9 protein-coding genes and 1 CRISPR repeat array are annotated in these 12,709 nt (G+C 67.9%); of the genes, 7 read left to right on the top strand and 2 right to left on the bottom strand.

Features of this window, described 5'->3' with window-relative positions; translation table 11 throughout:
* The first annotated feature begins 218 nt into the window (after positions 1-218).
* From CFN78_RS20890 to CFN78_RS20900, 3 genes are all read left to right on the top strand, one after another.
* Positions 219-1,022 carry an SDR family NAD(P)-dependent oxidoreductase gene (locus tag CFN78_RS20890; protein ID WP_094864557.1) on the top strand — a complete coding sequence of 268 codons (804 nt, stop codon included), beginning with the start codon at positions 219-221 and terminating at the stop codon, positions 1,020-1,022.
* A gap of 31 nt (positions 1,023-1,053) precedes the next feature.
* Positions 1,054-2,181, top strand: coding sequence for a DUF5938 domain-containing protein (locus CFN78_RS20895; RefSeq protein WP_094864558.1), 1,128 nt, complete (start codon positions 1,054-1,056; stop codon positions 2,179-2,181).
* Positions 2,182-2,249: 68 nt separating this feature from the next.
* Positions 2,250-3,785: an AMP-binding protein gene (locus CFN78_RS20900; RefSeq protein WP_094864559.1), complete on the top strand. Its 1,536-nt coding sequence runs from the start codon at positions 2,250-2,252 to the stop codon at positions 3,783-3,785.
* 31 nt (positions 3,786-3,816) lie between these two features.
* Here CFN78_RS20900 and CFN78_RS20905 read toward each other — a convergent pair whose 3' ends face one another.
* Both CFN78_RS20905 and CFN78_RS20910 read right to left on the bottom strand, forming a co-directional pair.
* A complete protein-coding gene (locus tag CFN78_RS20905) occupies positions 3,817-4,212 on the bottom strand; it encodes a type II toxin-antitoxin system VapC family toxin (RefSeq protein WP_094864560.1) in 396 nt (131 codons plus the stop codon).
* The gene (locus CFN78_RS20910) at positions 4,209-4,517 is read right to left on the bottom strand and encodes an AbrB/MazE/SpoVT family DNA-binding domain-containing protein (protein ID WP_094864561.1); all 309 of its coding nucleotides are present in this window, start codon (positions 4,515-4,517) and stop codon (positions 4,209-4,211) included. The genes CFN78_RS20905 and CFN78_RS20910 overlap by 4 nt, the downstream gene beginning before the upstream one ends.
* 257 nt (positions 4,518-4,774) lie before the next feature.
* Positions 4,775-6,700: direct repeats of the CRISPR family, unit length 29 nt; unit sequence GGGACCATCCCCGCTGGCGCGGGGAGAAC.
* Positions 6,701-7,187: 487 nt separating this feature from the next.
* On the opposite strand from CFN78_RS20910, the gene CFN78_RS28795 reads away from it, so the two are divergent.
* The 4 genes from CFN78_RS28795 to casB all read left to right on the top strand — a co-directional run bounded on the left by CFN78_RS28795 (position 7,188) and on the right by casB (position 12,703).
* On the top strand, positions 7,188-7,412 hold the full coding sequence (locus tag CFN78_RS28795) for a hypothetical protein (RefSeq protein ID WP_133116404.1): 225 nt from the start codon (positions 7,188-7,190) through the stop codon (positions 7,410-7,412).
* 170 nt (positions 7,413-7,582) lie between these two features.
* On the top strand, positions 7,583-10,384 hold the full coding sequence (locus CFN78_RS20915; RefSeq protein ID WP_094864562.1) for a CRISPR-associated helicase/endonuclease Cas3: 2,802 nt from the start codon (positions 7,583-7,585) through the stop codon (positions 10,382-10,384).
* The gene (gene casA / locus CFN78_RS20920) at positions 10,371-12,050 is read left to right on the top strand and encodes a type I-E CRISPR-associated protein Cse1/CasA (protein ID WP_094864563.1); all 1,680 of its coding nucleotides are present in this window, start codon (positions 10,371-10,373) and stop codon (positions 12,048-12,050) included. Before CFN78_RS20915 ends, casA begins: the two co-directional genes overlap by 14 nt.
* Positions 12,047-12,703 carry a type I-E CRISPR-associated protein Cse2/CasB gene (gene casB / locus CFN78_RS20925; protein WP_094864564.1) on the top strand — a complete coding sequence of 219 codons (657 nt, stop codon included), beginning with the start codon at positions 12,047-12,049 and terminating at the stop codon, positions 12,701-12,703. The genes casA and casB overlap by 4 nt, the downstream gene beginning before the upstream one ends.
* Positions 12,704-12,709: the final 6 nt, after the last annotated feature.

Below are 12,709 nucleotides of genomic sequence, written 5' to 3' on the forward strand. Positions count from 1 at the left end.
GCGTCCCGTCCACGTACGGCCTGCCGCTGCGGCATGTGCCCGACAGCGTAACGCCCCGGCCGCGACCCGACCCAGGCCCTTGATGAGCGTCACAAGAAAACTTGACGCTTGACCAAAGAAATCTTGACGAGTGCATAAGAGCCTGCTTACGGTGAGGCCCGCCACACCGCGGGAGTTCGGGCGCGGCAGCGAAGTGATCTCAAGGAGGAGATTCTCAGATGACCAGTATCGACTTGTCCGCTCGGAAAGCCCTGGTCACGGGCGGTGCGCGGGGGCTGGGTGCCGGAATGGCCGAAGCACTGGCCAAGGCTGGAGCGGCCGTCGCGATCGCCGACGTACTGGAGGACGCCGGCAAGGAGACCGCGCAGTCGCTGCGCGACGCCGGCGCCACCGCGGAGTTCGTCCCGCTGGACGTCTCGGCGGACTCGAGCTGGGAGCAGGCCGTTCCGGCGGTGGTCGACGCACTCGGCGGCCTGGACATCGTGGTGAACAACGCGGGGATCGAGGTCACCAACCTCCTCGCCGATCTCGACCCCGAGGGCCTGCGCCGGATGCTCGACGTCAACGTGGTCGGCACCGCGCTCGGCATCAAGCACGCCTTCCGCGCGATGCGTCCCGGCGGCGTTGCGGGCAACGGCGGCACGGTGATCAACATTTCCTCGGTGGCCGCGACGATCGCCTTTCCCGGTATCGCGGGGTACTCGGCGAGCAAGTCCGCCATCGACAGGCTCACCCGGGTCGCGGCGGCCGAATCGGGCAGGCTCGACTACGGCGTCCGGGTCAACTGCGTCTATCCCGGACTCACGCCCACCGCGATGGGCAACAAGCTGGCTGTGGACTGCGCGGAGATCGGCTTGTTCCCCTCGCCGGAGGAAGCCGTGCAGGCCGTCGTGGCGCAGACCCCGTCCGGGCGCCTGGGCCAGATCGACGACATGGCCGACGCGGTCGTGTTCCTCGCCTCCGATGCCGCCAAGTTCGTCACCGGGGCAGGACTCCCGGTCGACGGCGGCATGGGCATGTGACCGACTTTCCCGGAACGAAAGGAAACAGTTCGTGACTACCGACAAGCCCGTCGTCGTGTACGGAGCCTCCGGCTACACCGGACGGCTCATCTGTGAGTACCTGCGCGAGTACCAGATCCCCTTCCTCGCGGCAGGCCGCGACCTCAAGCGCGTGCAGGAAGCCGTCGCCGCCGTGCCCGGAATCGACACCGTCGACCATGAGGTGATCGAGGTCGAGCACAGCGCCTCCGCGCTCGCCGACGCCTTCCGCGGCGCCTCGGTGGTGCTCAACACCGTCGGCCCGTTCGCCCGCTGGGGCCACGAGGTCGCGCAGGCCTGCCTGGAGATCGGCGCGCACTACACCGACACCAACGGCGAACAGAACTGGATGATCGACGCCGACGAACGCTACGGCTCCGATTTCGCAGCCCAGAGCCTGGTGCTCACGCCCGGTCTGGCGCAGATGTACACCATCGGCGAGATCGCGGCGAACCTCTGCCTGGAAACACCGGGCCTGGACACCCTGGACATCCAGGTGTTCTGGAAGGGGCACCCGACGGTCGCCTCGACGAACACGATCCTGACCAACGCGGCCCTCGCCAAGGCGTACTACCTGGAACAGAACGAGTACGTGGAATGGCCGCCCGATGCCGGGCTCTACGACGTCGTCGTGCCAGGACAGCACGAACTCGGTCTCGCGCTGCCCTGGGGCGGGACCTCGCACCCGCTGTGGTTCAAGAAGGACCCGCGCGTGTCGAGCGTGCGCGCACTGGGCGGGGTGTTCAACCGGCCGCTGATGCAGGGGGTTCCGCAGATCGTGGCGGGGGCGCTGGCGATGATGGAAGGCAAGTCGGTCGAGGAGAAGTACCGCATCATCGACGAGCAGTCGGCGCTCGTGCGCAGTGAGATGCCGCCACGGGAGAACCCGCGGATCAACACCTCGCTCGACTCGGTGCACGCCTCCGGTCCGCTGGGCCGCGCGCACTGCGTCATCCACGGCAACTGCAACTACAAGCAGACCGCGCTGCTGAACGCGCACGCCGCCGCGCACCTGCTGCAGGAACAGCCGCGACGCACCGGGTTCGCCTCCAGTTGCCAGGCGTTCGGGCACCGCGAGCTGCTCGGCACGCTGCGCGCGTTCGGGCTCGTGCTCGACCCCATCCTGGAAGTCCACCACTGAGATTCCCGTGCCGGCCGCCATTCCGGCGGCCGGCACACCTCTCCCACTCCCACAGTGAGGTCGAAGCAGTGCGGCTGGCCGACTATCTGGACAAGGGCGCCTCGCTCGGCGGCGACGCCCCCTGTCTGACCATGAACGAGGAAACGCTCACCTACGCCGAGGTGGTGCGGCAGTCCCGGCAGGTCGCCGGGGCGCTGCAGGCGTCCGGACTCCGCCGGGGCGACCGGGTCGCGGTGCTGTCCGGCAACGACCCGCTCGCCCTCACCTGCGTCTTCGGCCTGTCCCGCGCCGGTGCGGTGTGGTGCCCGGTCAACCCGCGCAACGAAGCCGAGGAGAACCGGCAGCTCCTCGATCTGTTCGGCTGCCGGTTCCTGCTCTTCCAGAAGAAGTTCGCGCCGCTGGTGGCCCGGATCCGTGACCGGCTGCCGGAGCTGGAGATGCTGGTCTGCCTGGACGGTGAGGTCGAGGGCGCACTGGCCTTTCCCGACTGGATCAGTGGGGGTGTCGAGCCGGACGAGGCCCCGGCCGCCGCCGAGGAGCCGTGCATGCTCGCCGGAACCGGTGGCACCACGGGGAAACCCAAGGGCGTCCGGCTGAGCGCGAACACCATGGCGACCGCGACCGCGTTGACGCTGATGAGTTATCCGTTCGGTGACCGTCCCCGTTATCTCGCACTCGCGCCACTGACGCATTCCGCGGGTGTGCTCACCTTCCCGGTTCTCACGCTCGGCGGCGAGATCGTGATCATGCCGGACCCGGACCTGGGAGAGTTCCTGCGACTGGTCGAACACCACCGCGTCACGCACGCTTTCCTGCCGCCCACGGTGATCTACGGGCTGCTCGACCACCCGGCCCTGGACTCGACGGAGCTCGGCTCGCTGCGTTGCCTGTGGTACGGGGCGGCGCCGATGTCACCGACCCGTCTGGAAGAAGCGCTGACCCGGATCGGGCCGGTACTCGGGCAGTTGTTCGGCCAGACCGAGGCGCCGAACATGATCGCGACCCTCGCTCCGGCGGACCACTTCCGCGCGGACGGTTCCGTCGCCGTCGAGCGGCTCTCCTCCGCGGGCAGGCCGAGTCCGCTGACCCAGGTCGCCGTCATGGACACGAAGGGAATCCTGCTGCCGCGGGACGAACGCGGCGAGATCGTCGTCCGCGGCCCACTGGTCATGTCCGGCTACCACGAGAATCCGGAGGCCACCGCGGCGGCGAGCACGCATGGCTGGCACCACACCGGCGACATCGGCTATCTGGATGAGGAGAACTTTCTCTACATCGTCGACCGTGCCAAGGACATGATCATCACCGGTGGATTCAACGTCTACTCGGCCGAGGTCGAGCAGGCGCTGCGAGCGCATCCCGCCGTGCAGGACTGCGCCGTGCTCGGGCTGCCCGACGACAAGTGGGGGGAGCGGGTGACCGCGGTGGTGCAACTCCGCCCGGACCGGCACGCGGAATCGGCGGACCTCATCGCCTTCGTCAAGCAGCGGCTCGGTGGCGTCAAAGCACCGAAACAGCTCGAAGTCTGGCCCGACCTTCCGCGCTCGAAGATCGGCAAGGTGCTCAAGCCCGAGATCAGGACCCGGCTGCACCCACTCGACTGACAGCGGCCGCGGCGTCGGCAGCGGATGGAGGTCAGCGGATGAGGTCGATGGGCACGCCGACGTCCACGCGGGACCAGGGCTGATCGGAGGTGAGTGCGCGGGCGCCGGGCACGGCGGCGGCCAGGGCGAGGCAGGCCCGGTCGCCGAGGGACAGTCCCGCGCCGCGGGTGGCCGGCCACAGTGCCGCGGTGGCCACGGCCAGCTCGGCGTCGAACGCGGCGACGGTGAGCCCCAGGGAGATGAGTGCGCCGACGTCCTCAGCGGCGGTGGTGCTACCGAGCTGGGCAAGCTTCTGCACAGCCTCGGAGTAGTTGACCGCCGAGATCAGCGTCGGCTCGTCGGAACGCAGGTGGTCGCCGACGATCTCGGCGCCGGGTTCGCCGCGCAGTAGGGCAAGAACGGCGCTGGCATCGAGGACGACGGTCACGCCTCACCGTCGATCGTGGCGTTGGCGCCGGCGTCCTCGCGGGCGGCTTCGGCACGGCGGTCGGCGATGAGTTCGGCGGAGGCGAGGCCGGTGTGGTGGCCGGTAGCGGCGGCCACCCGGGCCTGGACGCGGGCAAGCAAGTGCTCCCACGGTTCGAGGACGACCCGGCCGTCCTCCACCGAGGCGACGAGCTGCTCGCCCGGCTCGATGCCGGCGGCCCGGCGCAGCGGTGCAGGAATGGTGACCCGGCCGCCCGGTCCGGCGGTCAGGCGGACTTGTGTCGTGTGCGGTTCCGACGCGGTCATGTTGTCAGTCTACGGCAGAACGTCGGCGACGTGGCACGGGAACGATTTGTTGGCGCATGGTGGAAAGTCCGGCACATCTGGGAAGACGTGGCATCTGGCGATCGCGGTAGAGCGATGCCGCCACGGGAACCGCGGTCGGGACACCCACGCTTGCGCAGGGAGCACGCTGCCCGCGACAAGTCCGCAACCAGTCGGGGGGGGGGCACCCCCGCTTGCAAGGGGAACCTGGTCCGCTGTCAACGGTGGATCCAGGACGCGGGACCATCCCCGCTGGCGCGGGGAAAACCACAGGGCGAGTTCGGCGATCGAGCGCCAGGTGGGACCATCCCCGCTGGCGCGGGGAGAACCACGGCCAGGATCGCTGGCGGATGCCGGACCTGGGACCATCCCCGCTGGCGCGAGGAGAACGAACTCGCCCATCTCAGAGAGCCACCGGGTGCGGGACCATCCCTGCTGGCGCGGGGAGAACCACGGCCAGGATCGCTGGCGGATGCCGGACCTGGGACCATCCCCGCTGGCGCGAGGAGAACGAACTCGCCCATCTCAGAGAGCCACCGGGTGCGGGACCATCCCTGCTGGCGCGGGGAGAACCACGGCCAGGATCGCTGGCGGATGCCGGACCTGGGACCATCCCCGCTGGCGCGAGGAGAACGAACTCGCCCATCTCAGAGAGCCACCGGGTGCGGGACCATCCCTGCTGGCGCGGGGAGAACTCGTCACCGGTTCCGAGGCGTACGCCGACGTCCGCCTAGGACCATCCCCGCTGGCGCGGGGAGAACGCGGGCACGCCGGCGGGGGAGATCACGGAGAAGGGACCATCCCCGCTGGCGCGGGGAGAACGATGCCGCTTTTGCCTCGGAAGAACACCACACGGGACCATCCCCGCTGGCGCGGGGAGAACGCCCTGCCCTGTCGACCCGGTCCCGTCGCCGCGGGACCATCCCCGCTGGCGCGGGGAGAACGAGCTGCGTCACCAGCACCCTGTGCTGGCCCGGGGACCATCCCCGCTGGCGCGGGGAGAACAGCACCGTGACCGGTCGGGCCTGCACCTCGGCGGGACCATCCCCGCTGGCGCGGGGAGAACACCGGATTTGCCGCGTACGCCGCAGCCCTGTGGGGACCATCCCCGCTGGCGCGGGGAGAACCCCGCCGTTGATCGATCGGGTCGCCGCTTCCAGGGACCATCCCCGCTGGCGCGGGGAGAACCAGATCACCTGGCGCAGGGAAAACGATCACCTGGGACCATCCCCGCTGGCGCGGGGAGAACCCCGCCGTTGATCGATCGGGTCGCCGCTTCCAGGGACCATCCCCGCTGGCGCGGGGAGAACCAGATCACCTGGCGCAGGGAAAACGATCACCTGGGACCATCCCCGCTGGCGCGGGGAGAACCCCGCCGTTGATCGATCGGGTCGCCGCTTCCAGGGACCATCCCCGCTGGCGCGGGGAGAACCAGATCACCTGGCGCAGGGAAAACGATCACCTGGGACCATCCCCGCTGGCGCGGGGAGAACACCCCGCCACGAAATTTCACTGACCGCGAGACTGGACCATCCCCGCTGGCGCGGGGAGAACAGCAGGCCGACTTGCTCAACATGGTCAGCAGCGTGGACCATCCCCGCTGGCGCGGGGAGAACGACCGTGGTGGCGGGGGCGCGCAGTCGGGGGAGGGACCATCCCCGCTGGCGCGGGGAGAACTAGCGAAGGACAGTGTGCGCCGGATTTTTGAGGGGACCATCCCCGCTGGCGCGGGGAGAACACCCGATGCCAAGGCAACAAACGACCTGACGAGGGACCATCCCCGCTGGCGCGGGGAGAACGAGTTGGGGCGGTCGTGTGCGACGACCCCGATGGGACCATCCCCGCTGGCGCGGGGAGAACCACACCACCCCCTCATAGGCGGATGTCTGCCCGGGACCATCCCCGCTGGCGCGGGGAGAACCGTGGCAGCCCTCGGACGGTTCCGGACAACCCAGGACCATCCCCGCTGGCGCGGGGAGAACCACCACATGCACCTTCCCGGCTGCCTCACCCTGGGACCATCCCCGCTGGCGCGGGGAGAACCCAGGGGTGCCACTCCAACGGGGCAGGTGGTTGGGACCATCCCCGCTGGCGCGGGGAGAACGGCGCTGGAAATCGCGGGGGGAATGGACCCCGGGGACCATCCCCGCTGGCGCGGGGAGAACCCCTTGCTGACCTGCGACGATATCAGGGCTGAATCGTTAATGTTTGGCGAGTACCGGGAAGCTCTCCGCAGAGACTTCCGATCGGTGCGATTGTGTCGACGTCGTCAGCGTGAACCGTTGGCGTTGCCTCAGTATGGCGGTCGTCTCGATGCGCGACGCTACCGCTGAAGTGCAGGTCATCACCTGCCGATCACGGGGTGGCGGGACGCCGCGTCCGTTAGGGCTCCGCTGCTCGTCACGAGCACCCACACTAGTGAACAGTTGTACGTTCCCTATTGGAAAATACACCACTGTGCTTAAGGTGCTTCCGTGAAGGTGAGAGTCGAGGACCGCAAGCTCCTCCCGGCATTGCAGGCCGGGTTGGTCCAAGTTGAACGTTTCCTTTCGGGGGCACGTCCAGGTGATCCCCGCGCAAGCGGGGACGGTGGTTGCTGCGCCGGAGTGCGACATGCTCCGGCGCAGCAAGGTCCGAAAGGTGGGGAGAACGGTGGGTTCCGAGCGTAAACGTCCGATCTTCCCTCGATCGCTGGCCATCGGTATCGCGTCAATTGTTGTCGGATATCTGGCTTTTAATGTCGCTGTGGCGAGGGTGCTGGACGCGTCGCAGGTTGTCGACTCGCAGGTTGTGCAGGCTGCTATGCAGCAAGGATTAATGGCGTTCATCTCGGTCGCTGCGATCTCCGCGTTCGGACTTCATCGAGTCGTCCACTGACTTTCTTCGAATGGTTTGTTGTTTACGCGATTGCGGGGAATGTCGGTGCGATGTGTCCGGCAGGGCCATTTGGGTGATCGCCGTCGGCAGGGAGTAACGGTTCCAGCGCTCCACCGAATGTCATGTCAGCGGACGACGCCCGAGGGATCGGACCAGGAGGGGGCGAGGTGATGGACGAGCGATATTGGTTGTCGCCATGGGGAAAAACGAGCCGTGACGACCAGGGGTCGGTGACCGGATGGTTGCCCTTGCTGCAACACCTCGACGATACCGCGGCGGTGGCCAGGCGAATCGTGGACGAGTGGCTACCACGGCAAGTGGTTTCCCGCGTTTGTGATTCCATGCCGGGCGGAGAGGGTACTTTCCGTACGCTGATTTTCTGGTTGGCGAGCGTGCACGACGTGGGAAAGGCGAGCCCTGCGTTCGCTGTACAGGATCGTCGGCTCGCGGATCGAATGAGCCGATTCGGGCTGCCGGTGAATCCGGCGTTGGCGCAGGACCCGAATCGTGCGGCCGTATCGCATCAGCTTGTCGGTCATTCCGCTGTCCGGTCGTGGTTGACGAAAGAATTGTTCGTCGTATCGGGCGATATCGCGGTGCAGCTCGCCTCGATTGTGGGCAGCCATCACGGTGTCGCCCCGGAACGGACCCAGCTCGCCTTGGTCCGGCAGCATCCGGAACTGAGCGGAGGTGCCGTATGGCAGTCCGCCAGGACGGAGATCCTGCGGCGGGCCACCCGGCGCGCCGCCCCTGAACTGCTTGCTCCATTGGCTGGACATCGACTGGACAGGCCGACGATGGTGCTGCTGTCCGGCCTGGTCATCATGGCCGACTGGATCGCCTCGAACGACGACCTGTTTCCCATGCAGGAACTGGCGACCATGGAAGACGTTCCCGCCGAACCCGACGAGGACCGCACCGCGGAGCGCGCCGCCTATGGCTGGTCACGGCTCGCGCTGCCGCCTCGGTGGGTACCGGCGCCGGCGGATACCGATCTGACCGGCACCTTCCGTCGCAGGTTTCCGGCGATCGACGTTCCGCGACCGGTACAGGTCGCCGCTGTCGAGTTGGTCCGCGCCGAGCCGGAACCGGGGATGCTCATCATCGAGGCGCCGATGGGCGTCGGGAAGACCGAAGTCTCGCTGGTGGTCGCGGAGGAGCAGGCTCGCAAGTCCGGGGCCGGTGGTTGTGTCGTCGCCCTGCCCACCCAGGCCACCACCGACGCCATGTTCGGCCGGATACATCAGTGGCTGACCGCGTTGCCGCGCAACGAATCCGACATCGCACTGACGGTGGCACTCGCGCATGGCAAAGCGATGCTGAACGACGAGTACGCAGGATTGGTACGGGCAGGACGATTCGCCGACATCGGCGAGAACCGCGAGCGGGATAGCAGCGAGACGCTGATCGCGCACCAGTGGCTGAGCGGCCGGAAAAAGGGGCCACTGGCCTCGTTCCTGGTGTGCACGATCGATCAGATTTTGGTCGGTGCATTGAAAAGCCGGCACGTGATGCTGCGGCACCTCGCGCTGGCAGGCAAAGTCGTCATTATCGACGAAGTGCACGCCTATGACGTGTACATGTCGCAGTACCTGCACCGCATTCTGCGTTGGCTCGGTGCCTATCACGTTCCCGTGGTGCTGCTGTCAGCGACACTGCCGCCGGTCAGACGGGCGGAACTGCTGAGCGCCTATGCGGAAGGCAGGGGCCGCGAACCAGTTATTCCGGCAGTGGAAACGGTGGGCTATCCGGCGGTTATCAGCTCGACGGGCACGGTGCGCACCGTACCGGCACCGGCAGGCGCAACCGTGCGTCTCGACCGGCTCCCGGACGATCCGGACACACTGGTGCGGTACCTGCGGACCAAGCTGGCCGATGGGGGATGCGCCGCCGTGGTGCGCAACACCGTAACCCGGGTGCAGGAAACCGCCGACCGGTTGATCGCGGAATTCGGCGAGAACGCGGTCACGGTGAACCATTCCCGTTTCCTCGCCTGCGATCGAGCCCGAATCGACCGGGGACTGGTGCGGCGCTTCGGCCCACCGGGGGAAGGCAACGACCGGCGTGGCCCGCACATCGTGGTCGCCTCGCAAGTGCTGGAGCAGTCACTGGACGTCGACTTCGACGTACTGGTCACCGACCTGGCCCCAGCCGACCTGCTGTTGCAACGGATCGGCAGGCTGCACCGGCACGAACGCACACGCCCGGCCGGAGTGAGCGAGCCGCACTGTGCGATCACCGGCGTCGAGGATTGGGCGGCGGCCCCGGTGCGCGCCGTGTCCGACGTCCGTCGCATCTACGGCGAGCACACCTTGCTCCGCTCAGCGGCACTGTTCGCCGAACGTGACACGGTCGCGTTGCCCGCCGACATTCCCGAGATCGTGCGTGACGCCTACGAAGACGTGCCCCTCGGCCCGGCAAGTTGGCAGGAGGCGATGGTCACCGCCGCGAACGCCGCACGGCTCCGCGCCGCCGAACGCACGTCCAAGGCACACACCTTCATCCTCGGCGACCCCCACAGCGTGGAACCGAGCCTGGTCGGCTGGTTACGCGCGGGTGTGGGGGACGCGGAAGGCCCGGACGGCATGGCGCAGGTCAGGGATGGCGAGGAATCCCTGGAAGTCCTGGTCGTGCAGGGAGACTCAGACGGCGGTTTGCTGACTCCCGAGTGGATCGAACGCGGTGGCGGACAACAGTTGCCCCTGGACGAGCCGCTGCCGCACGACCTGGCGCGAATCGTCGCGGCGTGCGCGCTACGGCTGCCCCTTGCGTTGTCCCACGGTGGTGTCATCGACAAGGTGATCGCCTCGCTGGAGAACACGAAACCGACCAGCTTCGCCGTCACCCGCCTGTTGGCCGGGCAACTCGTGCTGGTACTCGACCAGGACCGGCGTGCCGAGATTCTCGCCGGTGACGCGACATTCGCACTCACGTACGACCCGCGAAGAGGACTCGTCCATGAACGAATCTGACATCCGCACCTTCGACCTGTGCGGCGAACCGTGGATTCCGGCCAGGACGCTCACCGGGGAAGCCGTCGAACTGTCTCTTATGGACCTGTTCGACCGTGCCCACGAACTGGTGGCGCTCTCCGGCGACCTGGCGACGCAGGACGCTGCGCTGACCCGGCTGCTACTGGCTGTTCTGCACCGAGCGGTCGGCGGGCCGCGCGATTTCCAACACTGGCGGGAGCTCTGGAACGCCGAACGTCTTCCCGGCGAACAGATCAGCGACTACCTGAGCACGCACCGCGACCGGTTCGACCTGTTCCACCCGCGCACCCCGTTCTTCCAGGTTCCGGACCTGCGCACGGCGAGGGGGGAGACCTCCGAGCTGAACAAGCTGGTCGCCGACGTACCGAACGGCCGCCCGTTCTTCACCAACCGACTCGGTGGTGAGATGTCGCTTTCCTTTGCCGAAGCTGCCCGCTGGTTGGTGCACTGCCAGGCATTCGATCCCTCCGGGATCAAATCCGGCGCGCAGGATGATCCACGCACGAAAGGTGGCAAGGGCTATCCGATCGGCACCGGCTGGTGCGGGCGGATCGGCACCGTGCTGGTCGAGGGTGCGACGGTGCGGGAGACGCTGCTGCTGAACCTGCTCCCGGCGGATTTCGACGAGACAGGCCGGGCGCCGGGCACGGACCTGCCGTCATGGGAAAGGGAACCGGGGCCGGTGGGGCAGGAGCGGACGGCTACCGGTCCGCTCGACCTCTACACCTGGCAGGCACGGCGAATCCGGTTGTTCGCCCAAGGCAGTCGAGTGACCGAAGTGCTGATCTGCAACGGCGAGGCCATCGCGCCGCAGAACATGCACCAGACCGAGCCGCTGACCTCCTGGCGCCGCAGCCAGGCGCAGCAGAAGAAGCTGGGGTTGCCGACCGTGTACATGCCAAGGGAGCACGATCCGAAGCGGACCGTCTGGCGTGGCCTGCCATCGCTGCTGCCCGCCGCGCAGGCACATTCCACCCAGGGCGCCGACGCGTCCGCGGGTCTATCGGCCGCGGTGCTCGAATGGTTCGCCCATCTCACGGAGGAAGACGTGCTCGACGACGACTTCCCCTTGCGCCTGCGCACCGTCGGCATGGCTTACGGTGCGCAGAGTTCGGTCACCGAAGACGTGGTGGACGATGCGCTGTCCATGCGCGCGGTGTTGCTGCGCCACGATGCCGTCGACCTGGTGGGCGCGGCCCTGGACGCGGTCGGCGCGGCCGACGGATGCGCCCTCGCGCTGGGTGGGCTCGCGCTCAATCTCGCGCAGGCGAGCGGGAAAGCGCCGCCATCGCCCTCGGGGCTTCCCGATCCGGCCGACTATTCCGACCGGGACCGTGCGATCGAACGCGCGTACGCCCAGCTCGACGTGGCGTTCCGGGTATGGCTGCGCGAACTCGGCCCCACCGACGACCCGACCGACGCGAAGATCCGCTGGCATCGGATCGCCCACCGGGAGACGCGGCGGCTCGGCGAGGAGTTGCTGCGGGCCGTGCCGGCCGTCGCCTTCACCGGCAGGCCGGTGCGTGGCCGGCTGCTCACCGCGGCGCACGCCTCGGCATGGTTCGCTCGCAACCTCCGTGTCGCGGTGCCGCTCGCCTTCGAATCCAGTACCGACACAGCAGAACCCGCGAGGAGTCAGGCATGACGCATGTCGATCCCGTTCGTCCGTGGGTCGGTGACCGGACGGCCGACTTCGTCGGCACCAAGATCCGATTCCTGCAGCACGGAGCGCTGCACAACCGCGCCGACGCGGTCGCCGCCCTGGCGAGGCTTCGCCGCGCGGCAGGCAAGGAACCGGGCAGTATCCCGGAGATCTTTTCCTACACTCTCGGCGAGGAACTCGTCGATCGCTACGCCACCGACGCGGTGACCACCGGGGAACGTGCCGCCCACATCAGTCTTACTTTCTACGCGATGCACCAGCAGGCGCAGTCGAAAGGTATGCATCGGGCCGGCCGCGAGCACAGCCTCGGCCGAGCATTACGCAGACTTGTCGACAGTCCAGGCGATATCGGGGACAGTCCGATCACCAGAAGATTCCAGGCCTTCGGGACCTCCGCGAGTCTGGACGAACTGGTGCATCACCTTCGCGGGTTGGTGCAACTGTTGCGGGTCAAGGGGATCCCGCAGGACTACCAGCAGCTCGCCACCCAGCTCGTGCGCTGGCAGATGCCGGGCGGCCCGGATCGGGTGCGCATGGCCTGGGGCCGCGACTTCTACGTGTTGCCCCGCGCAGAAAACACGCCTTTCGCCGAACCGAACGCTCCCGCCGCACCTGCCAAGCCCGAACAGAACTGAGGTAGC

Source organism: Amycolatopsis antarctica, from assembly GCF_002262875.1.
Classification (GTDB): Bacteria; Actinomycetota; Actinomycetes; order Mycobacteriales; family Pseudonocardiaceae; genus Amycolatopsis; species Amycolatopsis antarctica.